This is a genomic window from Desulfonatronum sp. SC1 (assembly GCF_003046795.1).
Lineage (GTDB): Bacteria > Desulfobacterota > Desulfovibrionia > Desulfovibrionales > Desulfonatronaceae > Desulfonatronum.
The window spans coordinates 1-464 of record NZ_PZKN01000125.1 but is presented as its reverse complement, the minus strand read 5'-3'; the positions used below and the strand labels follow the sequence as shown (position 1 = coordinate 464).

1 protein-coding gene is annotated in these 464 nt (G+C 48.5%); it reads right to left on the bottom strand.

Annotated features, from left to right (window positions below; genetic code table 11):
- Positions 1-452: S46 family peptidase (locus C6366_RS20975; RefSeq protein ID WP_233248577.1), on the bottom strand; the 452-nt coding region annotated here is incomplete at its 3' end.
- Positions 453-464 lie beyond the last annotated feature (12 nt).

The following is a 464-nucleotide window of genomic DNA, read 5'->3' as shown; positions in this document are numbered from 1 at the left end:
GGCAGATAGCGCTGCGTACTTCCCGGAAAACCAATGGTCATAGCAAAATCCTCTTTTTGATAGCCTTTTAACGATACCGGAAGGTGGTGTTTTGGTTGGTATGGCACGTTATTGGGCGAGTAGTCAGCCGGATTACCATCGGCATCGGCATAAACTCTGAATAGCGCAAAGTCGCCGGTATGGCGAGGCCACATCCAGTTGTCGGTATCGTAACCAAATTTACCAATGGAGCTGGGGGGCACGCCCACCATCCGTACATCGGAAAACACTTCGTAAACAACGAGGAAAAATTGATTGCCGGCAAAGAAATCACGCACCAAAATACGATAGTTGTTCCCTTCGTTGGCAGCTTTAACCAGTTCGGCACTTTTCTCTCTGATGGCTGCCTGGCGCTGTTGTTCGGTCATATCAGCATTTACAGCCGAAAGAATATCTTCGGTCACATCGTCCATTCGCTTCAGAAA